The sequence below is a fragment of the Rhodococcus sp. BP-261 genome (assembly GCF_019835205.1).
In the GTDB taxonomy this organism is placed as follows: Bacteria; Actinomycetota; Actinomycetes; order Mycobacteriales; family Mycobacteriaceae; genus Rhodococcoides; species Rhodococcoides kyotonensis_B.
The window spans coordinates 337,593-360,596 of record NZ_JABUCO010000004.1; the positions used below are offsets into that span (position 1 = coordinate 337,593).

The window sequence follows — 23,004 nt, forward strand, 5'->3', positions numbered from 1 at the left end:
GGTCGCATAACATCGTCAATCGTGCCCGACGTCGTGACAGATACATCCGCTGTGCCCCCTGCTCCGTCGAAGAAGGGCTCGGCGGTCGATCTGCGATCCCAAGTCCGCACGACGCGGCTGGTCGCGATAGTCACGGGTCTGCTCGGCGCGCTGTTGGCGATCATGACGCCGTTCCTGCCCGTCGTGCAGACGACGTCGACCATCTCGTGGCCGCAGAACGGATCGATTCAGGACGTCGACGCGCCGCTAGTCTCCCAGGCGCCGATTTCCTTCACCGCGACCGTTCCGTGTAGCGCCGTCGCTCAGCTGCCGCCGCAGGGAGGACTGCTGCTCGCGACGGCCCCTGCGCAGGGTGAGGGCGCGGCGCTGAACAGCTTGTTCGTGCGCGTCAGCGAAGGGTCGGTCGATGTTCTCGACCGCAACGTCGTCGTCGCGTCGGCACCTCGCGCCGACGTCGAGGGCGCAGCCTGCGGGTCCATCGAGATCAACTCGGACATCGACTCCACCACGGCCGAATTCACCGGGTTGTCGGACGACGCGGGCAACCCACGCGCCGGACGCCTCGACGGCGATCTGCGACCTCAGGTCGTCGGCGTCTTCACCGACCTCCAGGGCGCAGCACCGGCGGGCATGTCGGTCACGATCGACGTCGACTCGCGGTTCTCGTCGACACCGACCCTTCTCAAGCTCCTGGCCATGATCGTCGCCGTCGTCTGCACGATCTCCGCGATGGTCGCGCTCGGACGTCTCGACGGCATCGACGGCCGCGGTCACCGCAGGTTCTTCCCGTCGCACTGGTGGAAGTTCACCGGCGTCGATGTCACCGTCGTCGGCGTGCTCGTCGGCTGGCACTTCGTCGGCGCGAACACCTCCGACGACGGTTACCTGCTGACGATGGCCCGCGCTGCCGAGAAGTCGGGCTACATGGCCAACTACTTCCGCTGGTTCGGTGTCCCCGAGGCACCCTTCGGCTGGTACTACGACGTCCTGGCCGTCTTCGCGAAGATCTCGACGGCAAGCCCGTGGATGCGTCTGCCCGCGCTGATCGCAGGCGTGCTCTGCTGGATGGTCATCAGCCGCGAGGTCGTCCCGCGCTTGGGCCGGGCAGTGCGGAAGTCCAACGTCGCACTGTGGACCGGTGGCCTGGTCTTCCTCGCCTTCTGGCTGCCCTACAACAACGGCCTGCGACCCGAACCCATCGTTGCCGTCGGTGCGCTGCTCACGTGGTGCTCGATCGAGCGCGCCATCGCCACCGGGCGGCTGCTGCCCGCCGCGGCCGCGTTCCTGATCGGCGCCTTCACGCTCGCGTCGGCGCCCACCGGTCTGATGTGTGTGGCTGCCCTGCTCGCAGGTGCCCGCCCGATGGCCCGCATCGTGGTGCGTCGTCATCGTCTCGTCGGAACGTTGCCGCTGCTGGCGCCGCTGGCTGCCGCCGGCTTCCTCGTACTCGTCGTCGTCTTCGCCGACCAGACGTTCGCGACGGTCATGGAGTCGACGCGGGTGCGTACCGCCATCGGTCCGAGCGAGGCGTGGTACCAGGACTTCCTGCGCTACTACTACCTGTTCGTCCAGACCGTCGACGGTTCCGTGGCACGCCGCTTCGCGTTCCTCGCCATGATCCTGTGTCTCTTCACGACGCTGTTCGTGCTGCTGCGTCGCCGCCGCGTTCCCGGCATCTCCAACGGGCCCGCGTGGCGTCTGATGGGCGTCGTCTTCGGAACGATCTTCTTCATGATGTTCAACCCGACCAAGTGGACCCACCACTTCGGTTCGTACGCGGGCATCGCAGGCAGCCTTGCAGCCCTGACGGCCGTTGCCGTCTCCGCGAGCGCACTGCGTTCGCGCCGGAACAGGACGATCTTCCTCGCCGGCCTGATGTTCGTTCTCGCACTGTCGTTCTCGGGCATCAACGGATGGTGGTACGTCTCCAGCTACGGTGTGCCGTGGTTCGACAAGACGGTGTCGCTGAGCGGAAACCAGTCCAACACACTGTTTCTCGTGCTCTTCGCGCTCGCGCTGGCACTCGCCGCATGGCAGTATCTGCGTGAGGGCTATGCCCCGCCGCAGCCGCGCGCAGGTACCGAACGCGGACGACGCATCAAGAAGTTCGCGGCAGCACCGTTGACCGTGATCGCAGGACTGATGGTGCTGTTCGAAGTGCTGTCACTCGTCAAGGGCGCCGTGTCGCAATACCCGGCCTACTCGCTGGCGCGCTCGAACATCCAGGCACTGACCGGAAACACGTGCGGACTCGCGAACGACGTCCTCGTCGAATCCGACGCCAATGCCGGCGTGCTGCAACCGATTCCGGACGACTTCGACCCCGAGACCGGACCGTTGGGAGGATCGACGCCGTCGAACTTCACACCGAACGGTGTGCCGACGGACCTCAGCGCCGACGCCGTGGAAGTCAAACCGGGACAAGGCAATACGGATCAGCAGAGCGTCGGACCCGCATTCGAGGAAGGCCAGAGCTCGGGCACCGGAGGAGGCGTCGGCGCCCGTGGCGTCAACGGTTCCACCGCGGCACTGCCGTTCGGACTCGACCCCGCCACCACCCCGGTCCTCGGCTCCTACCAGCCGGGCATCCAGGAGCCTGCGTCGGCTACGTCGAGTTGGTATGCGCTGCCGGAGCGTTCGGACTCTGCACCGCTGATCGTCATCTCGGCCGCAGGCCGCATCCTGTCGTACGACGACACCGGCGCGATGACCTACGGCCAGTCGCTGCTCGTCGAATACGGCACTCGCCAGCCCGACGGCACCGTCGACGTCAAGGGCACCTACCTGCCCCGCGACATCGGCCCCGCCCCGTCGTGGCGCAACCTGCGCATCCCGATCGCCGATCTGCCGGGCGACGCCGACGCCGTTCGCATCGTCGCCAACGACCCGAACCTGACCGGTGACCAATGGTTCGCGTTCACCCCGCCGCGCGTTCCGCAGCTGGAGACGCTGAACTCCGTCATCGGCAGCGAACAGCCCGTGCTGCTCGACTGGGCCGTCGGACTGCAGTTCCCGTGCCAGCGTCCCTTCGACCACCAGTACGGCGTCGCCGAGGTGCCCGGATACCGCATCCTCCCCGACCGCCCGCTGGCCGTCAGCTCCACCGACACCTGGCAGTCCGCGGACAACGGTGGCCCGCTGGGATGGAGCGAACTCCTCGCCCAGCCCGTGACCGTGCCCACCTACCTCAACCGGGACTGGGCGCGCGACTGGGGCTCCTTGGAGCGTTACGACCCGTACTACCCCCAGGCCGTCCCGGCGACCATCGACACCGCCGAAGCCACGAGATCGGGCTTCTGGACGCCCGGGAACCTGCGCGTGTTCGACAGGTAGGTTCTGCGGGTTCCCGCTGAGCCCTTCCGGCATCGATGGACCACGGCAACTGTCTAACGGTTGTGGCGGGCCATCGATGCCGTTGCTTCAGCGCACCTTTTCGGCATCGATGGTCCGTGGCAACCGTCTAACGACTGTGGCGGGCCATCGATGCCAACCGGTGCGACCGCACCAGATCGGCACCACAACGGCGCGTCGACTGTCCTCGCCCATCGCCGACACGACCATAGTTGTCCACAGGACTCCGCTATCCACAACCCAATTCGCGACCTGCGGGATACCGATCTTCATGTCGGCGCGAACGTCGAGGGTGAGCGCATGAAGAAACCGAAATGGTCACCGTCTCAACTGCACGATCTCAGCACTCACGGCGTCGTCACCCGGGCAATGCTTCGGGAAGCGAAGGTCTCTGACAGCACCCTCACCGCCCGGTGCGCGCCCGGCGGGCCTTGGCAGCACGCGCTGCCGAGCGTCTATCTACTGCACAACGGGTACCCGACGCCTCTTCAGCGGTCGATCGCCGCACTGGAGTACTGCGGTCCTACGAGCATGATCACCGGTCGCGTCGGCCTCGGCGCGCACGGTTACGGGACGGGCGCCACGCCCAGCGAGGTGCATGTGCTGATCCCGTCGGACCTACGACGCGCCTCCAAATCTTTTGTGCGCGTGGAGCGCACGGGCCGATTACCCGACCCGACCATCAAAGGTAGCCTCCGCGTCGCGCCATTGGTTCGGTGCCTGGTCGACACAACGCGTGCAGTGACCAGCGACAAGTTGTGCACTCAGTTGTTTGCCGAGGTTCTCCAACGCGGCGAAGTCACGATCGCCGACATCGACCGCGAACTGCGCGATGGGCCAAGACAATACGGCGCTATAAGCCGACGAGTAGTGAACGAGTTACGCGACGACGCGCATTCGGTCGCGGAAGCCGAAGCACAGAAGCTCTACGCCCGCAGCGGGCTCCCACCGATGCTGCACAACTGCAACGTGTACACCGAATCCGGCGTGTTCATCGGATGCTTCGACAACTTCCTCGACGAGGTCGGTTGGGTGTGGGAAGTCGACTCCTACGCTCACCACCTCTCCCCTCCCGACCACGCGAAGACTATGGAACGGCGAACGCATATACAGAATCAAGGTCTTCTCCTGCTGTCCACACTGCCCAGCGAGATTCGTGACAACCCTGAGAAAGTGTTGGCGGACTTGAGGTCTCACTACGAACTCGCGCGGAGCCGGCCAAGACCGCGGATCGTCGTGAAGCCCTGACCACCGACCGCATCGTTGGCCCGCGGCAACCGTCCAACGGATGCTGCGGGCCATCGATGCCAACAGGCCCGAGTCGGCCACCAACATGAATGGCCCGCGGCAACCGTCTATCGGATGCTGCGGGCCATCGATGCCGAAAAGGCCGGGACACTAGATCGGAAACAGGTGATGCTTCCGCGGGTTCTTGAACACCTTCTTCTCCGTCAACAGCTTCAACGCCTTACGGAGCTCGAGGCGGGTCTGCGACGGCTCGATGACGGCGTCGATGTAGCCACGCTCGGCCGCGACCCAGGGGGTGGCGACGTGCTCGTTGTAGAAGTTGATGAGCTGCTGACGCACGGCGGGGGCGTTCTCGCCTGCCGCGGCGAGCTGCTTGCGTCCGATGATGTTGACGGCACCCTCGGCGCCCATGACCGCGATACGGGCCGTCGGCCAGGCGAAGTTTATGTCGGCACCGAGCTGCTTGCAGCCCATCACCGCGTAGCCGCCGCCGTATGCCTTGCGGACCACGACGGTGATCTTCGGGACGGATGCTTCGATGTACGAGAACAGGAATCGGCCACCGCGCTTGATGACGCCGACCTTCTCCTGGTCGACGCCGGGCAGGAAGCCGGGTGTGTCGACGAGGAACACCAGCGGAATGTTGTACGCGTTGCAGATGCGCACGAAACGCGCTGCCTTGTCGGCACTGTCGGCGTCGAGCGCACCCGACAGGTACATCGGCTGATTGGCGACGACACCGACGGACTTGCCGTCCACCCGCGTCAGACCGGTGATGACATTCGGCGCGATTTCCGACGACAGTTCGTGGAACTCGCCGTCGTCGAACAGGCGCAGGATGATGTCGTGCATGTCGTAGCCGGCGTTGTCGGCGTCGGGCATGATCCGGTCGAGCGACAGATCGGACTCGGTGATCTCGGGCTCGAGACCCGGGTTCACGACGGGCGGATCTTCCTGGCAGCTCGACGGCATGTAGCTCAGGTAGTTACGCACCCAGTCGAACGCGGCCTTCTCGTCACGCGCGACGTGGTGCACGTTGCCGTACTGCGCCTGCTTGCGTGCACTGCCGAGTTCGTCGAGGCTGACGTCCTCACCGGTGACGGACTTGATGATGTCCGGTCCGGTGACGAACATGTACGCCTCTTCGGTGGCGACGACGATGTCGGTGTTGATCGGCGCGTAGACGGCACCGCCTGCGCACTTGCCCAGGATGACCGAGATCTGCGGGCACATGCCCGACAACGGCTCGTGACGACGGCCCAGCTCGGCGTACCACGCGAGTGACGTGACGGCGTCCTGCACGCGCGCGCCACCGGAGTCGTTGATGCCGACGACGGGGCAGCCGACCTTGATCGCGAAGTCCATCAGCCCGGCGACCTTGCGGCCGAACATCTCGCCGACGGTTCCACCGAACACGGTCTGGTCGTGGGAGAAGACCGCGACGGGACGGCCGTCGACGGTTCCGTGGCCGGTGACGACGCCGTCGCTGTACAGCGCGCCCGGATCGTTCGGAGCTTTGACCAGCGCGCCGATTTCGACGAAGCTGCCCGGGTCGAGGAGCATGTCGATGCGCTCGCGCGCGCTCGGGATGCCCTTCTTCGCCCTCTTGGCGACACCGACCTCCCCTGCCGGTTCCCTGGCAAGTTCGAGGTTGGCGCGTAGCCCGGCCAGCTTTTCCGCGGTGGTACCAGTCAAGATTCTAAACTCCGGTTCTAGCTGACTCGATGTCGTTCAGCGTCGTCGTCAGGTGTGCCGCAATACGGCCGATGTACGGTTCGTCGACGACGGCAAGGTGGTCGCCTCCGATGTACACGATCTCGAGATCCTTCACGACCGGACCCCAGCCGCCGTGTTCCTCACGGGTGGCGTACGCGGGTTCGAGCGCGATGGCGTCGTCGTGGTACTTGTCCGCCATGTACAGCGTCACGTGTCCACCGTACGGCTTCAGTTCCGCCGTTTGGATGGCACGGTTGTCGAGCCACGACGTGCGCTGGTGCTCGATGATGCCGCCGGGGATCTTCGCACCGCTGAGCTTGACCAAGTCCGTGATGATCCGGATCTGGCCCTCGTCGTCGGCATCCACGAGCTTCTCGTACGGGATCGGGTAGTCGACGCCGTACGTCTTCTTCGCGAACGCGGCGTACCGCTCCCAGCGTCGACGCACTTCCTCGCGCGTGTCCGGAATCTCGGTGCCCGGCATGACCGTGTCGAGCAGTCCGACGTACGCGACCTCGATGCCCTGCTCTTCCATCTGCCGCGCGACCTCGTAGGCGAGGATGCCGCCGAGCGACCAGCCGACGAACACGTAGGGACCCTCGGGCTGGATCTCGCGAATGAGCGGCACGTACTCGGCGGCCCGCTTCGAGATCGGGCCTTCGACGCGCTCGAGTCCGTACATCGGCGTGCCCGCGGGCAGCTTGCGGAGCAGCGGCTCGTAGGCGACGGTCGAGCTACCTGCCGAGTGGAACGCGAAAACCGGTGTGGCCGTCGACCCTTCGGGACGCGGACGCAGGTTGCGTACGAGCCCGTCCATCTCCCCGCCTTCGAGGTGCGGACGTACCTTCTCGGCGAGCTGCTCGATGGTCTCGGAATCCAGGACGTCGTCGAACGTGACCTCGCCGCCCGCACGCTCGGTCAACCGAGCAGCCAATTTCTCGGCGGTCTCGTCGTCGAGAATCGGCAGCGTGTTGAAGATGCCCTTCGCGGACTCCTTCGTCACGACGGCCCATGTGGCGAACGTCAGACGCTCGGCGTTGTCACGCGGCGGCACATCCGACCCGGCCGCCTCGGCGAACGCTTCACGATTACCGACGTCGGCAGCCCCGGTCTCGGGGGCAGGCTGGTATTCGGCACTCGGCACGTCGGTTTCGGGGGTCGCGACGGCCTTCTCCAGCGCCTCGTCGCGCGCCTGGCCACCGGCTTCGGCCGCGGCTTCGGCTTCCTTCTCCGCCTTCTGCTGATCTGCCAGCGCCTGAACCTCGTCGCGGTTCTCGAGCGCGTAGCGCAGGTACTTCTCGACCTCGCGCAGATTGGCGTCACGCACAGCCTGCAATTGCACTGTGGGGATGTCGAATTCGTACTCGACGCGGTTCTTGATGCGCACCGCGCTGAGCGAATCGAGACCCAGCTCGATCAGCGGAATCTCCGGCGGCAGATCCTCGGGTGCGTAGCCCATGGAGTCGGCGACGATGATAGCGAGCCGCTCCTCCATGGTCTGCTTGCCTGCCGGATCCCAACGATCACCGAAATCCTCGACCACCTCGGGCAGCTCTTCCACTCCGGTCTGGTCGCTCCGCAGGCTCCGCTCCTGTGGCGACGAAGAAGGCACTGCGACAACAGGTTCCGGCAGCGCCTCACCCGATGTCACGACGGCTTCGTGCAGCAGCGTGAACGTCGACCCGGCGCGCGCATGAACCTGGATCGACGCGCCTCCGAGGTGCGACGTCAGCGTCGTGACCAGCGTGCCACCGGCAGGCACCGAACCGTGCGACACGGACGCGCCGAGCGTGACGCCCGAGAACACCTGTGCGGCAGCCGCATTCACCAACGCGTCCAACGAATCCACAGCCGACGCGTCGACCTCCCACACGTGGCGGCCGTCCGGCAGCGCTACCCGAGATCCGGGAATCCGGGCGCTTCCGCTCGAGTTCACCCGAGTCGACAGCCAGAATTCCTTGCGCAGGTACGCGGTTCGTGGAATCGCCGCGTACGCACCGTCGTCGAACAGCGTCGTCAGGTCGAGCGCGTGACCGTGCACGTAGAGCTGCGCGAGCGCGGCCAGGAACGTCTCGGCCTCGTCTTCCTTGCGCTTGAGCGTCGGGATCAGCGTCGAATCGGCGACGCCCGCAGCCCACGCCGTCGCGGCGACCGACATGAGAGCGACCGGGTTCGGCGCCAGCTCCACGAACGTCGTATGCCCATCTCCCACAGCCACATTGACAGCCTGCGTGAAGTAGACCGGGTACCGCATACCCTTGGTCCAGTAGTCGACGCCGTGGATCGGCTCGTGGCCGGCGCGGTAGTGCGCTTCCTTGTCGACGGACGAGTACACGCCTGCGCGCAGCTTGCCCGGCTCGATACCTGCCAGTTCGGCCGCGAGTTCACCGAGCAGCGGGTCGACCGCAGCCGTGTGGCCTGCGCCCTTCACGTCGAGGATGCGGGCCATCTTCTCGGCCGCTTCCGCTTGCGCGACAAGCTGTTCGACCTGTTCGCGCGGCCCACCGACCGTGGTGTGCGTCGGTGCTGCGTAGACGCAGGGTTCGACGTCGGGGAATTGATCGGTCAGCTGAGTGACCTCGTCGGGGGTGTATTCGACGAGTGCCATCGCGCCCTGCGACGCGGCACCGAGACCCTCCTGGCCCTCGGCGAGCAGGCGGGATCGTGCGTAGATGATGCGCACGGCGTCCTCGAGGTTCAGACCACCGGCGACATAGGCCGCGGCGACCTCACCCATCGAGTGCCCGATGACGGCAGTCGGCTCGGCGCCGTGCGCGCGAAGCGTTGCCGCCAAGGCGATCTGGATGACGAAGATGGCGACCTGAGAGTTCTCGAACTCGTAGGTCTGCGAGTCGTCGAGGACGATCTCCTTGATGGAGTACCCGGCCTCGTCGATCAGCAGTTCGTCGACCTCGTCGAGCGCGGCAGCGAAGATCTTGTTCGTGCGGTACAGCCGCGACGCCATCTTGCGATGCTGCGAGCCGAACCCGGAGAACACCCACACCGGCCCGTTCGACGCGGGCGAGTCGGCCGAGAACACACCGGGCCCCGGCTTGCCTGCGGCGACCGCGCGAAGTCCGGTGATGGCCTCGGCCGTCGTCGACGCGAGAACCACTGCGCGCGAACGACCGTGGTTGCGCTTGGCCAGCGCGCGGCCGACGTCGACGAGCGGGGTCGTGCTGCCCTCTTCGGTCTCGAGCCAGTCCGCGAGATCCGAGGCAGCGCGCTTGCGTCGCGACGGCAGTGCCGCCGACACGGCGAGCACGATCGTCTCGGGAGCGAGCTCCTCGGCGAGCGTCTCCCCCGCACCGGGCGTCTCGAGAACCACGGGTTCTTCCTCGACGGGTCGTTCCGCGGGCTCTATTCCTGCCGAAACACCCTCCGCCAGAACGGCTTCCGGGTCCACCGACGCCGCGTCGAAACCGGCTTGTCCATCGGGTCGTTCCGCAGGCTCCACTCCTGCCGTTTCGTCGGCGACGTACTCCTTCACGACGACGTGCGCGTTGGTGCCACCGAAGCCGAAGCCCGAGACACCCGCGACGGCCTTGCCGGTGTAGCGAGGCCACTCCGCGCCGTCGGGAATGACCTTCAGATGCGCCTTGTCGAAATCGATGTACGGGTTGGGGCCCGCGAAGTTGAGCGACGCAGGCAGACGGTTCTGCTGCATCGCGAGGACGACCTTGATCAAACCTGCTGCGCCTGCGGCGGATTCGAGGTGGCCGAAGTTGGTCTTGGCCGAACCGAGCAGGGCAGGCTTGTCGGCGTCGCGCCCACGGCCGACGACGCGTCCCAACGCGTCGGCCTCGATCGGGTCTCCGAGGATGGTGCCGGTGCCGTGCGCCTCGATGTAGTCGACGCCCGACGGGGCGATACCTGCATCGCGGTACGCGAAACGAAGTGCGTCGGCCTGGGCGTCGGGGCTCGGAGCCAGAAGACCGTTGGAACGCCCGTCCTGATTGACGGCGGAGCCCGCGATGACGGCGAGGATGTCGTCGCCGTCGCGCTTGGCGTCCTCGAGACGCTTGAGCACGACGAGACCGCCGCCCTCGGAGCGAATCATGCCGTTGGCGTCGGACGAGAACGCTTTGATCTTTCCGTCGGGCGCGAGCACGCCGGTCTGACCGAATCCGACGGTGATCGGCGGCGCTAGCAGCATGTTGACGCCACCGGCGACGGCGAGATCGGACTCACCGGAACGCAGGCTGCGGACTGCTTGGTGGACGGCGACGAGCGACGACGAGCACGCGGTGTCGACGGCCACGGACGGGCCACGGAAGTCGTAGAAGTACGAGACGCGGTTGGCGACGATGGCGGTCGACGTTCCGGTCAGCGCGTACGGGTGCGCGTTCGGGTCGCTGACGGCGAGCAACTGGTAGTCGTTGGACGAGCTGCCGATGAAGACACCGACCTGCGAACCCTTCACCGAGCTCGCCGGGATGCGTGCGTGCTCGAGCGCTTCCCACGTCAGTTCGAGAGCGAGTCGCTGCTGCGGGTCGACGTTGACGACCTCGTTGGGCGACATCGCGAAGAATTCGGCGTCGAACGTCTTGACGTCGTCGAGGTATCCGCCCTTGGTGACGGTCGCGTCGACGGCTGCCTTGATCGCCGGATCGGAGGTGAACTCCTCCCAGCGGCCCTCGGGCAGATCGGTGATGCCGTCGCGTCCTTCGCTCAGCAGCGACCACATCTCCTCGGGCGTCGACCCTGCACCGGGGAAGCGCGTCGACACGCCGACGATGGCGATGTCGTGCGAGTCGCCGGGCTGCAGCCCGTGCGTGTAGAACGAGTCGTCGACCGTGTCCGTGACCTCGGGCTCGCCCTCGATGATGATCGTGGCGAGCGAGGCGATGGTCGGGTGCTGGTAGACGACCGTCGCCGTGAGCGTGACGCCGACGAGCTCCTCGATCTCACCACTGAGAGCGACGGCGTCGCGCGAGGACAGCCCGAACTCCTCCATCGGCCGGTCGTCGGAGATCTGCTCTGCCGACTGGCCGGTGGCCTCGGCAACCCAGTTGCGCAGCCACTCACGAAGCTGAGCGACGGTCATGTCACCCCCAGCGCCGTCGCCGGCCACGGTGGGCATCGTCTTCTCAGCATCGTTTTCGTGGTCTGCCATCAACTCACCAAGTTACCTGTCGATTGAGGAACGGGACGTCTGCGCGCCGAGGTCAGTTCTGCAGTTCCGCGTCCGGGAACGCGGTCTGCTGGTATCCACCGCGCAGCGTGCCCTCGATGTACGCCGCCTTGCAGGCACGGCGGGCGATCTTGCCGCTGGACGTACGCGGGATGGACCCGGCGGGAACGAGCAGGATGTCGCGAGCGGTGACGCCGTGACGAGCCGAGATCGCAGCGCGCACCTCGTCGGCGATCGGCTGCGGATCCGCCTTGCCTGCGCCGGGAGCACGCTCGGCCACGATGACGAGCTGCTCGGACGAGTCGCCCGGATCCTTCGTCAGTGCGGCGCCTGCGAATTCGAAGACGACGTCGGGCAGCTGGTTGGCCGGGACCGCGAACGCTGCGACGAAGCCGGGGCGCAGGGCCTTGCTCGCTTCCTGCGCCGAGAACTCGATGTCCTGCGGGTAGTGGTTGCGACCGTCGACGATCACGAGGTCCTTGACGCGACCGGTGATGTACAGCTCGTTCTCGTAGTAGACACCGAAGTCGCCGGTGCGCATCCAGTTGGCACCCTCGGGCGCTTCCTCGGCGTGCGACGCGGTTCCGCTCAGCGTCAGCAGCTTGTTGTGGAACGTCTCGCTGGTCTCCTGCTCACGACCCCAGTAGCCCTGACCGATGTTCTCGCCGTGCAACCAGATCTCGCCTACGCGCTCGTCGGGCAGCTCGGTGGCGGTCTCGGGATCGACGATGGCGGCCCACTGGCTCCGCGCGACGTGTCCGGTGGAGACCTGCGGAATCGCTCCCTCGGCGTCCTGATCGACGACGACGAACTCGCCCGCGTTGAGCTTGTTCCGATCGACGTAGACGACCTTGGCCTCGTCGGTGTGCCTCGGGGTGGAGACGAACAGCGTCGCCTCGGCCATGCCGTACGACGGCTTGATGGCGGTCTTCGGAAGCCCGTAGGGGCCGAACGCCTCGTTGAACTTTCTCATCGACGTCGTCGTGACCGGCTCGCTGCCGTTGATGAGGCCGATGACGTTCGACAGGTCGAGGGTCTCGCCTGCTTTCGGCAGGCCGCGGGTCGCGGCGTGCTCGAACGCGAAGTTCGGGGCGGCGGCGAAGGTACCTGCACCGTCGGAGACGGCAGCGAGTTCCTTGATCCAGCGCCAGGGACGCTGGACGAACGCGCGCGGGGACATGATGGTGATGTACTTGCCGCCCAGCGCCGGGAGGATGACGGTCAGCAGACCCATGTCGTGGAACATCGGCAGCCACGTCACGCCGCGCGAGTCCTCGTTGAGCTCCATGCTGTCGACCATCTGCAGCGCGTTGACGCCGACGGCGCGGTGCGTGATCTCGACACCGGCGGGCACACGCGTCGAACCCGACGTGTACTGCAGGTAGGCGATGTCGTCCAGCTTGGCGGGCGGCTCGACCCAGGTCTCGCCGACGCTGTCCGGGATGGCGTCGACGGCGATGACACGGGGACGCTGAGCGGCGGGAAGAGAGCGGAAGAAGTTACGTACACCGGCGGCGGAATTCGTGGCGGTGAGGATGGCCGTCGGCTCGCAGTCACCGAGGACCGCGTGCAGCCGGTCGGTGTGGCCGGGCTCGTCGGGATCGAACAGCGGGACGGCGATGGTGCCCGCGTAGATGGCACCGAAGAACGCGACGACGTAGTCGAGCCCCTGCGGCGCGAGGATGGCGACGCGGTCTCCCGGCTGGGTCACCTGCTGCAGACGCGCGGCGACTGCGCGGAGTCGGGTGCCGAACTGAGACCAGGTGAGCTCGTGAGCTTCCCCGTCGCGTTCGCGGGAGTAGTCCATGAAGCGGTATGCCAGCGTGTCGGCGTTCTCCGCGACGTTCACCTCGACGTGGCGGACCAGCGTCTTGCCCTCGCCGATGTTGATGTGGCCGTTCTCATCGATGTACTCATCGAATTTGTGGCTCATTGTGTTCAATCTCCTCCGACGGGATTCCGCTGCCGGCTGTGCCCCGAACGGCAACGGCCCGCGCCCGACTATGCTCCGGCTCACGCCTGGTTCGAACAGCGTGAATATTAGTAGCTGCTAACTATCTCGATGACCAAATCTTTTCGTCGCACCGCGTCCGCGGTCATTCGCCTTTCAGCAGATCCACGACGGGTGCGAAGGCTTCCATCTGTGTGGGGAAAACCCCGACATAGGACATCGTCGTCATCTTGCGAACGTTACGGATCTGGTCGGCTATTTCCTCGTACGTGCCGAATGCCAGGTACGGGGACGTCAGAATGTCCTCGACGCTGAGCTTCACGTCGACGTCGACGTTCGGCGGGTACCCGTTGTCGAGCGCGGCCAACGCCATCTCTGCCATCTGCTCGCGGTCGTCGGTGACGACGATGGTGGTGATGGCCCAGTTGAGCTCGATCGAGTCGAAACGATCGCCCGCTGCCTTGCGGATCAGTTCGACGCGCTCCAACGTCTTGTCGAGGGTCATTCCCGACAGCTGGAGCTTGCCCTCCTTCGTCGTACTCGGCACGACGGAGATGATGTCGGCGTACTTCGCCGCGAGCGCCAGCATGCGCGGTCCGCCGCCTCCGACGCAGATCGGCGGGCGCGGACCCTGACGCGGGCGTGGGCTTCCCTTGAGACCGGTGATCGTGAAGTGCTTGCCCTCGAAGTTGCATTCCTTGCCGCGCAGCAGCGTGTCCAGGATCTCGAGGCTCTCCTCGAGCTTCTCGATACGGACACCGGGCCGGTCGTACTCGATTCCGGCCTTGTCGTACTCGTCGCGCATCCAGCCGGCGCCGAGACCCAGTTCGAGACGACCGCCCGAAAGGACGTCGATCGTCGCCGCGTCCTTCGCGAGGATCGCCGGATGACGGAACCCGTTGGCGAGGACGGCGGTGCCGAGGCGGATCTTGTCCGTCGCGACCGCGAGTGCTCCGAGGGCGGCAATCGGCCCGACCTGGTTCCCGAGGTGATCGGGGATCATGAAGCTGTCGTAGCCCAGCTCTTCGGCCTGCTGCGCCAGCTTGATGAACTTACGCGCCCCGCCCTCTTCGGCATTGCCCTCTCCGCCTGCGGCGAAGCGGAACTTGCGCAGTGCCGCGGTCTGCCCTTCTGCGGGCTGAGCTGAGCCCCCGGGAGACAAACCTGGGGCCTGGGCGGAACACATCTATTGGTCTCCTCGGTGCGGGTTTCGGCGTGGTCGATCGATGCCGATCTCGGCTGGTCCAAGGCGTCACTCTATAGGTTCGCCACGTGCGAATACACCTGGCGGGGTCACCCACGACCAGCTTTGTGCCCGATCATCGACCGTCCCGAGCGGTCGTTGTGAGAACTACACGGCCGTAGTCAGGAGTGCGCAATCTCCGGTGCCGACTCGATCAGACCAGCTGCCCACGACGCCGTCCACTGCGTCGAAGTGGTACCCGCGTCGTCGACGACGAAACTGTTGTACGACGCGTGCACCGGGTTGCCCGCGGCCCCCAGCAGGATGCCGATGCTTTGCGGAATGTTCCGCAGCGACAAGCCTTCCGACGGCGCGGCGCAGATCAGATCGCCTGCCGCGCAGATCTGATTGACCTTGTCGTCGAGCGTTCCGAAACCACCGGGACGCGGTCCTGTCATCGTGATTCCCGGCAGGTCCAATCCGCCGAGAGCCACCTCGGCTCCGACGCCGTCGACGGCCGGTCCGATGTCGTTTCCGGACGTGCCGTCGCGCCTGCCGTCGGCGATGAGTGTCACGCCGAGAACGCGGTCCGCGGCGATCGGTCCGTTGCCCGCGCCGATGTCCGACGCGATGTCACCGGCGATGACCGCGCCCTGCGAGAAGCCCGTCAGAACGAAGTTCGTCAGGGGGCAGTGCTCGCTGTAGCGAGTCATCTCGTCGCGCGCCACTGCCGAACCCTCGGTGCGGCTGTTGTTGTACGACTGCTGCCCGTCCGGCGGGAACGCGATCGGATTCGAGAACTGCGCGACGTACGGAACGGTGTAGACCGTTGCACGGCTCGGGTCGAACTGCTGCTGCAGCGCTCGCGTCACGTTCAGCATCAGGGACGCGGGGTTCGCGGTCGGGTTGTACGGGTCGTCGTTCGCCGCGGATTCCCACGTGCCCGGAATGGCGATGACCGCGACGTCGGCGCAATCGGCGGGTTGCGACGACGGCTGTTCGGGACCCGGCCCCGGAATCGGCGACGGAATCTCCTTCGGGAGCCTTCCGGCCAACAGGTACCAGAGCGCCACGATGACAAGCCCGAGTACGACTGCTACCGCGAGAAGCTTCGGTAGCAGTCGTCTTCTGCGTTTCGTTCGATTCGCCACGACGTGTCTCGTCAGGACTTGCAGTAGGTGTTCTGCGCGGCCGTGATGTAGGTCTGGGCCTGCTGGCCTGCCTGCTCGGCGCTGATCTCCGTGCCCGACGCGCTGGCCTCGACGCCGACGTTCGCGGTCACGAAGGTCGAGATCTCGTCCGCTGCGACACCCTGCGACTGCGCAGAGCAGATGTAGTTGGCGGTCGAGATCGCGATCTCACCGTTTCCTGCCGGCGTGATGCCGTCCTTCTTCAGCTCGTCGAGGAACGCCTGCCCGCGTGCGTCGATCGGACTCTCGGTCGTGCCGGGGAAGTCGTCGGGCACGGGCTGCGGCTGCTCGGGGGGAGCCGTCGCCGCCTCGCCCGGAGTCGTCGTCGGCGCAGTCGAACTGGTCGTCTCCGACGCCGACGTGGTCGCCTCCGCCGATGTGGACGTCGACTCGGCGGCGGCGGAGGTCGTGGTCGACGGAGTTCCGGTGGCAGTGGAATCGTCGCTGCCGCACGCCACCAACAGTCCACCGGCGGCGACGGCCAGTAGGCCCATGGACAGTGTTCGGGCCAGAGTCGTGTGCATCATCGTGTCTACGTCCTTGGTCGTCGTCGTTTCAACGCGTCACGGTACAGAGAACCGCTGAGAGAACTCTGAGGGACTACTCGTCGGTAACTGCGGGAGTTACGGGGCGATCGTGACCTTGCCGTCCTTGACCGTGATGATGCCGAACTGGAAGTTCTGCTGGATTCCGCCGCCGTCCATCTCGAACTGATCGCTCGTGATGTAGCCGAGGCGTCCGTTCTCGTAGCCGACGCTCTTCCACGCGTCGAAGATCTCGCCGTTGCGGATGGCCCATGCACCCGTCACAGGACTCCAGTAGATGTTGCCGTTCTCGAACTCGTTGAACCGACCGCCATCCTTGAGCGGACCCATCTCGCTGGTCTTCGGGAAGCCGAGAGCGCTGTTCTCCCAACCCAATTGACCGTACTTGTCGAGAATCATGCCCTGCACGGAATGCGTACCGAGATCGGGGCTGTGGTACATCGCTCCGATCTCGAAGCCCTGGACCGCGCCCGGCTTCGACGGCGTCGCGACCTCGTCGAGGACGGGGTAGCCGAGCGGTCCGGTCTCGTAGCCCTGACGCGCCCACTCGTCGAGGATCGCTCCGCGGACGGCGTGCGCACCGGTCTGCGGCGTGAAGTAGATCATCCCGTTCTGGAACGCGCCCGCGCGTCCGCGGCCGTCCGGCGTGCCGAACTCACCGGTCTTCGGGAAGCCGAGCGGGCCCGCAGGTCCGCCGGATCCCTGGTAGTTTCCGCCGATCGCGCCTGCCACGACCTGCGCACCGGAGTCCTGCGAGAAGAACACCCGTCCGAAGCGGAAGTCCTGGGCGCGTCCACCCGCGACGTTGTATTCCGGCGTCAGGCAGTCGCCGAGCCAAGCGTTGGCTCCCGACGCGTTGCCGATGGCACCCGTCGGGCTGCACGCGGGCTTGTCCGCTTCGACACCGAGAGCGTTGGCGAGCTGCGGCCACAGCTGGTGCAGCTCGAACTGCCAGTACTCCCACGAGTGCGTGCCGGACGGCCGGTAGTTGACCTGCGCGGGAATGCCGAGCTTGTTGAGCTTGGTCGCGAACGTCTGCGACGTCAGTCGCGACAGAATCTCGAGGCCCATGCCGGCGTAGTTGGAGCTGACGCCGGGGATTCCCGACGGTGCGTCGTACGGCCCCGCGGCACCGTTGCCGCTCGAGATGTACAGGCTGACGCCCTTCAGCTTCTCGGCGAGCAGATACGGGTCGTGCTGCGCCCACAGATCGTTGGTCGGCGCGCCCCACATCGCCTTCGAGTCGAAGCCACCTGCGTCGGCCATCGCGTACTGGATTGCCTGCGGCATGCCGAGGGTCGTCGTGGTGAGCATTCCGGACAACGATCCGGCGAACTGGAAGAAGCCCTCGTTGCGCGCGGCGAGGAACATGGCCGCGGTGCCACCCATCGACAGGCCGACGACGCCGCGTGTCTGGTTGGTGCGCCAGTCCCGCTCGAGAATCGGGGGCAGTTCCTTCGTCAGGAACGTCTCCCACTGGTAGTTCTTGCCGTTGTCCTGGTCGACCCAGTCCGAGTAGAAGCTGGACTGTCCGCCGACCGGGAGGACGACGTTGACGTTCTTGTCCGCGAAGTACGACTCGGCGTCGGTCTCGGCGGTCCAGCCGTTCTCCATGTCGGTGGCGCGCAGACCGTCGAGCATCCACACGGACGGGAAGGACGCCTGCGGGTTCAGATTCCAGTCACGCGCGAGCAGCAGCTGCACCTGGATCGGAGTGCCCATCGACGGCGACTGGATCCACAGCGCGACGCGGCGGTCCGACAGCCAGTCGACGGCGGTGACCGTCGCTCCGGACGCGGTCTGCGTACGGTCGGGCGACGACGCCACTGCAATGGGCGACGCCTGCGCGATCCCGACAGCGCCGAACGGCGACGCCAATGCGACGGCCACTGCCGCGGCGATCGCAGCCCGACGAGCCTGAATTCCGGCTGTGCGGCGCCGATCGGTCCGAGCAAGCCCAGTGCGCATGATGGTGACTCTCCTTCTGCAAGTGCTGCTGCGAGGTCGCGTCGACCCGTGTCGGATGCCGACGAGGGGTAGGTCACCGACCTCTTCAGCTGTCTTTCTTACACGCGAACGACGACGAAACGACCGAGGCTCGCTGTGGCTGGTGATGCAATTGTGAATTTGTCTTCGAAATGCCGACCGGTCCGTACACACGCGAAAGCCGTCCTACGCAGGGCGCAGGACGGCTTTCGACGATCATGAGACGAACGACCCGAATCAGGCGTTCAGGGCCTCGAGGATCTGGCCGCGAGCCTTCCAGAGCTCTGCGGACCAGTACGGCCACGAGTGGATTCCGTTGGACGGGAAGTCGAACGTCGCCGGGATTCCGAGCGTTGCCAGGCGGACCTGGAATGCGCGGCTGTTGGCGAGCGCGAGCGCTTCGAGAGCCATGCCGTTGGCCGTGTTGTAGAAGTCGATCGGTGCGCGCGGGTGATCGAACTCGCCGGGCAGGCCGCTGGCTGCCGAGATGTACATCGACAGGCCCTCGAGCTGCGGAGCGAAGACGAACGGGTCGTTACGCAGCCATGCCGGGCTCCACGGAGGTCCCCACATGGAGTCGACGTTGAACCAGGACTGCGACAGCATGGCGACGCGGATCGCTTCGCGCATACCGGGAGCCGAGATGTTCAGGTAGCCCGAGAACGAACCGGCGAACTTGAACTGCTCGCGGTGGTACGCAGCCAGCGTCAGAGCGGCCGATCCACCCATCGAGATGCCGAGAACGGCGTTGTTGGTACGCGAGACTCCGTAGCCCTCGAGGAACGCCGGCAGGTCCTGCGTCAGGAAGGTCTCCCACTTGTAGGTGACTTCCTGGCCGTTCAGGTTCGACGCGGCGTACCAGTCGCTGTAGAAGCTGGCCTGGCCGCCGACGGGCATGACGAGCGTGACGTCGTCGTTCGCGAACTGGTCCTGGGCGTTGGTCTCGAACGTCCATGCGTTGCGGTCGTCGCGAGCACGGAGGCCGTCGAGCAGGTACAGAGCCGAGCTGCCGCCGCGGGCTGCCCACTGGACCTGGACCTTGATGGGGCCCATCTCGGACGGAACCCAGAGGTCCTCACGGCCGCCGGCCGGAGCCTTGTGGGTGATGGGGCTGGGAGCCGCTACCGCTGTGGCACCGCCGACGGCTCCGAGAGCGATCGGAAGTACGAGTGCGGCTGCACCGAGTCTCATGAGTCGCTGACGCCATCGCTGGGTCAACCTCGGTTTGTTGCTGAGGCCGGCAAATCGCATGAATCGTGCTCTCTCTCGTCTTCTGCGGATTCCGCGTCTGCTGCGGCCCCCGGCAATTCCAACAGGGCTGTTCTTCGGCCCTGTCGGGCCGTAGTACGGGCTGTTCAGTTTTTCGACAATCAAGTGTGAAACAGGTACGGACCCGTCCGCGTCCGCGAGGGTCGGCGGCCGTGACCGAAAGGGAGGCTATTGCACCCGGCGGCCCCGATGCAAAACCGTGATCTTGATCTCAGGTTTGCTTCGGGGCCGATATCAAGTCGTGACACTATCCTGTCGGCCCCCCCGCGCGACACCCCGTGAAAGTAGTGAAATATCACAGCAAGTTGTCGTGCGGGGACCGCCGTCAGGTGTTTCAGCCGATGTTGGCGCTCAGGTCCGGTGCCATGATGTGCACCTGCTCCTGCCAGTAACCCCACTGGTGGGTACCGACGGCCGGGAACGCGTACGTGACGTTGTTGGCGCCGATACTGGCCATCCGGACCTGGAATGCCCGGCTGTTGGCCAGTGCGATCGCTTCGAGTCCCATCGCGTTGCCGGTGTTGTAGTAATCGATGAAGCTGCGCGGCTGATCGAGACCACCCGGGAGACCGCTACCGGCGAAGACCCACACTCGGGTGCCGTTGTCGCGCAGTCGCGGGGCGAAGACGAACGGGTCGTTGCGCAACCACGCCGGGTTCCACGGCGGGCCCCACATCGCGTCGATGTTGTATCGGCCCGAATCGAGCAGAGCCAGACGCATCGCTTCGCGCATGCCGGGTGCCGAGATGTTCAGGTAGCCGGACAGCGAGCCCGCGTAGGAGAACTGATCGGGGTGGTAGGCCGCCAGCGTCAGCGCCGCGGATCCACCCATCGAGATGCCGACGACGCCGTTGCGGTTCCGGTTGAAGCCGAGCTGATTGGCGAGATTGTCGCGCAGGTTCTGCGTCAGGAACGTTTCCCACTTGTAGGTCGTCTGCTGACCGTTGAAGTTCGACGGCGCGTACCAGTCGGAGTAGAAGCTGGACTGACCACCGACGGGCTCGACGACATTGATGTTCCAGGCAGCGAGCGTCGCGCCTGCATCCGTCTCGTGCTCCCAGCCGGAGATGTCGTTCGTGGCGCGGAGGCCGTCGAGCAGGTAGACGACGCGGTCGGTGTTACCGTCCGCGGCCCGCCAGACACGGCTCTTGATCGGGCCCATGCTCGAGTCCGTCCAGAAGTCGAACGCACGCGGATCGAACGCCGCGTTGGCGGTCGCACCCGTTCCCACCACTGCCAGCCCGAGGGGTAGTGCCACAGCCATCACCAGTGACGTCAGCAAACGGCGTGTGCGCCCCCCGGCACTCTTCTTCGTTCCAAACAGCATGCAATCGACCTCTCAGCGGTTTTGGTGGGCCGTAGTGCTACGACTCGCCCGTTCAGCGTGGTGATTTCGGTCCCGACGGCCCATCAGTCACACACATCTTCGACATACATCGACCGAAACTCGACCTCCGTTACGAAAATGAGATATCCCATCTTGGCGTCGAACCGATATCGGCGCAACTAATTGTCGGCTTGGAGAACCGGCTCTTCCAAACCACATCTCTGTATTTCGTATTTCGGCACGCGGTCGAAACGGTAACCCGCATAGAACAGCGACCGCTTGATGTTCCTGATGAACAGGTCTTTCGTCAACGGGGCCCGGTACGACGCGATCAATTCCTGTGTATCGGGGCAGGACAGCGCGACCCGCGCCTCGGTGTTCCAGTCCTCGTCCATGTACCAGGGCAGATACGGATGCTCGCCGACCATGCCGAGATCGGCGACGACCCAGTCCGGGAAGAGGTTCTTGTCGTGGCCGATGCGTCCGTTGTCCAGCCGCTCGGTGTGGGACGCCAACGGGTACGCGAGGCCCATCTGATCGATGACGCGAACGTCGAGACCGACGTTCATGCTCGTCATGCCCAGATTGAGGAAGTACACGGTGTGCCCTGCGCCGCCGGGTGGAATCGGCAACGGTGGCGGCACGACGTCCCAGTACGTGAATTGCGACGACGGAAGCAGCAAGCCGCCGTCCGGCGTGTTGTCTATGGCTTCGACCATCGCACGCATACGCGGGTAGTCCAGGTAGTCAGACGCCAGGATCGGGTGCGCATGACCGGTGTTGAGCGCGTAGAAGGCGCGCTCGTCGACGATGCCGGATCGACCGACGATCGACCCCTCGGGCATTCCCGTCGTGTTCGCCGCGAAGAACGCCCAGATCACCGTGACCACCCAGACGAAGGCACCCGCACCGAGGAGAACGACACCGCGGGTATCGGACTTCGTGGCGGGGATGGTCAGCGGCAACACCGAGATCGGCAGCAGAAGGGTGAACAGTGCCGGGAGCAGCGTGCGTCCGTGCATGAAGTCGCCGCCGACGCGTACCGCGTACACGAGCTGCAGCACACCTGCGAGCAATACGAACACGAGAACCGCAGTCGGCGACCGCAGCGCACGTTGCGCGCCTCCCAGTGTCTTCGGGAGTTGCACCTTCCGCGGCGTGCCCGTCGTGACGACGGCGCCGACGAGGAGCAACAGCAGTGGCAACCACAGCATGTACGGGCCGAGAAGATTCCACAGGTAGTCCAAGCCCTGTGCCCATTTGGCGCCGCCCGCGTCCTTCGCCACCGCGGTGTTGGGGTACGGCAGGCCGTAGTAGCCCATGCGCCAGATCTGGTAGGCCACGGGGACGGCGCCGGCGAACACGAACACGAGGAACCGACTCGGCCAGGTCTGCGGGGCCAGGAAGATCATGGCGAGCGCGAGCCCGGACAGGATGACCAGCTCGGGGCGAACGAGCGGGCCGAGGCCCGCCCAGAACGACAGGAACAGCAGCTTCGCCTGGTCGCTCCGCAGGCTACGCTCCCGCGCCGCCGTGCCGATGTCTCGCGTCGCCCACCGGACCATGAGCAGCCACAGCGTCGCGATCCAGAAGATGACCAGACAGGTCTCGAGTCCCGACGTCGCGAAGTCACGTGCAGGCGGGACGGCGATGTAGACGAGTACGCCGGCGGGAAGAAAGATGCGCTTCGCTCCCGTGCGCGGATAGTTGGACCCTGGGCCAACTATCCGCTCACGGGCACGAAGTGCATAGGTGCCGATCATTGCGATCGCGATGGCGGCGGTCGACAGCACGAGCGCGATCGTCAGCACGACGTACTCGATGCGCGCCTCGCTCAGCCAGCTGCCCGCGTAGACGAGGTACGTCCAGATGGTGCTGGTGTTGGTCTCGACGCGTTCGCCCGCGTTGAAGACCGGCCCGTTGCCCGCCAGGAGGTTGCGGACGGTGCGAAGGACGATCAGACCGTCGTCGGCGATCCACCGTCGTTCCCAGGCACCGAACAGGAACAGCAGGCTGGAGACGGCGACGCCGATACCGAAGATCGCTGTGGTGAGGGGGGTACGCGAGCTGACCGAGGGCGCGTCGGGTGCGGGGTCGGTCAGTG

General features: G+C 65.8%; 12 protein-coding genes. 2 read left to right on the forward strand and 10 right to left on the reverse strand.

Features of this window, described 5'->3' with window-relative positions; all coding sequences use genetic code 11:
* Positions 1 to 21: 21 nt before the first annotated feature.
* Entirely contained in the window at positions 22 to 3,333 is a 3,312-nt protein-coding gene (locus HQ354_RS07330; protein ID WP_167678840.1) for an arabinosyltransferase domain-containing protein, read from the forward strand.
* A 150-nt stretch (positions 3,334 to 3,483) separates the two neighbouring features.
* The gene (locus tag HQ354_RS07335) at positions 3,484 to 4,599 is read left to right on the forward strand and encodes a hypothetical protein (RefSeq protein ID WP_222634345.1); all 1,116 of its coding nucleotides are present in this window, start codon (positions 3,484 to 3,486) and stop codon (positions 4,597 to 4,599) included.
* A 150-nt stretch (positions 4,600 to 4,749) separates the two neighbouring features.
* Here the strand turns inward: HQ354_RS07335 and HQ354_RS07340 are convergent, their stop codons facing one another.
* The 10 genes from HQ354_RS07340 to zomB all read right to left on the reverse strand — a co-directional run bounded on the left by HQ354_RS07340 (position 4,750) and on the right by zomB (position 23,002).
* Positions 4,750 to 6,294, reverse strand: a complete 1,545-nt coding sequence (locus HQ354_RS07340; RefSeq protein ID WP_068430012.1) for an acyl-CoA carboxylase subunit beta — start codon at positions 6,292 to 6,294, stop codon at positions 4,750 to 4,752.
* 4 nt (positions 6,295 to 6,298) lie between these two features.
* Entirely contained in the window at positions 6,299 to 11,431 is a 5,133-nt protein-coding gene (pks13, locus tag HQ354_RS07345; protein WP_222634344.1) for a polyketide synthase Pks13, read from the reverse strand.
* A 52-nt stretch (positions 11,432 to 11,483) separates the two neighbouring features.
* Positions 11,484 to 13,382 carry a long-chain-fatty-acid--AMP ligase FadD32 gene (fadD32, locus tag HQ354_RS07350; RefSeq protein WP_068430010.1) on the reverse strand — a complete coding sequence of 633 codons (1,899 nt, stop codon included), beginning with the start codon at positions 13,380 to 13,382 and terminating at the stop codon, positions 11,484 to 11,486.
* 163 nt (positions 13,383 to 13,545) lie between these two features.
* Positions 13,546 to 14,586, reverse strand: a complete 1,041-nt coding sequence (locus tag HQ354_RS07355) for an LLM class F420-dependent oxidoreductase (protein WP_084423912.1) — start codon at positions 14,584 to 14,586, stop codon at positions 13,546 to 13,548.
* Positions 14,587 to 14,765: 179 nt separating this feature from the next.
* A complete protein-coding gene (locus tag HQ354_RS07360) occupies positions 14,766 to 15,734 on the reverse strand; it encodes a cutinase family protein (protein WP_068430009.1) in 969 nt (322 codons plus the stop codon).
* A gap of 11 nt (positions 15,735 to 15,745) precedes the next feature.
* Positions 15,746 to 16,297 carry a DUF732 domain-containing protein gene (locus tag HQ354_RS07365; RefSeq protein WP_068430127.1) on the reverse strand — a complete coding sequence of 184 codons (552 nt, stop codon included), beginning with the start codon at positions 16,295 to 16,297 and terminating at the stop codon, positions 15,746 to 15,748.
* Between the two features lie 99 nt (positions 16,298 to 16,396).
* Positions 16,397 to 18,286, reverse strand: a complete 1,890-nt coding sequence (locus tag HQ354_RS07370) for an alpha/beta hydrolase-fold protein (RefSeq protein ID WP_068430008.1) — start codon at positions 18,284 to 18,286, stop codon at positions 16,397 to 16,399.
* A gap of 255 nt (positions 18,287 to 18,541) precedes the next feature.
* Positions 18,542 to 19,555, reverse strand: coding sequence for an alpha/beta hydrolase family protein (locus tag HQ354_RS07375; protein ID WP_222634343.1), 1,014 nt, complete (start codon positions 19,553 to 19,555; stop codon positions 18,542 to 18,544).
* 352 nt (positions 19,556 to 19,907) lie between these two features.
* Positions 19,908 to 20,837, reverse strand: a complete 930-nt coding sequence (locus tag HQ354_RS07380) for an alpha/beta hydrolase family protein (protein WP_068430126.1) — start codon at positions 20,835 to 20,837, stop codon at positions 19,908 to 19,910.
* A gap of 242 nt (positions 20,838 to 21,079) precedes the next feature.
* Positions 21,080 to 23,002, reverse strand: a complete 1,923-nt coding sequence (gene zomB / locus HQ354_RS07385) for a flagellar motor control protein ZomB (RefSeq protein ID WP_374107308.1) — start codon at positions 23,000 to 23,002, stop codon at positions 21,080 to 21,082.
* Between the last annotated feature and the right edge of the window lie 2 nt (positions 23,003 to 23,004).